Raw genomic sequence first — 621 nt, 5'->3', positions numbered from 1 at the left:
CCCCCTTCTTTTGCTGGTTGGTCTCATGGTCGCAGCTCCTGCGGCCTTTGCCAGTGACTTTGTGACTGGCGTAGCAGTGGGGCAAATGCTCTCAGATGACTCAGGCAGCAAGAAGGTAGAGGACACTGGCCCAGAGAGTAAAACTGTCATTGATTACCATGACGGCCAGCCGGTTGTAACCAAAGTGGAGGCCTTCAAAAGTAATAAGTGGCGCAAGCTAGACGGCCCTCAGGGCGGCTATTTTGTTTGCCCAGGTGAATACCGTAGCTATTCGGGAAGGCTGCGTTGTCGCGTCCATGATGACGGGCTCAATGGCTTTATGGGCGGTATGACTGATGCTCAGGAGCTACCGCTCCAAGAAGCTCTGACCAAGTTGGAAGGTAAACCCATCTCCCTGCAAACCATTGAAGTCCACGGGAACAACCTGGCAGTCAAATACCAGTTAGCACCACCAGCACAAACGCACGTCAAAACTCAGGACCTGGGGGTGGTTAAGCAAGATGGTGAAATGCAGAAGGTTGCCAGCCAACCACCAGCGCTATCCATAGAGACTGCACCAAAGAGTGAACCTCCCAAGCAGATTGGTGCTGCACAAGACACCGACCGCAATACCAGTGCGTT

General features: G+C 53.3%; 1 pseudogene. It reads left to right on the top strand.

Annotation, left to right across the window (positions count from 1 at the left end):
- Positions 1-25 precede the first annotated feature (25 nt).
- Positions 26-621: pseudogene (locus BHE89_RS19480) on the top strand (hypothetical protein); the annotation flags it as partial.

Origin of the sequence: Shigella sp. FC1967, assembly GCF_001743005.1 — a bacterium.
Classification (GTDB): Bacteria; Pseudomonadota; Gammaproteobacteria; order Enterobacterales; family Enterobacteriaceae; genus Proteus.
This window is presented reverse-complemented; position numbering and strand designations above follow the sequence as displayed.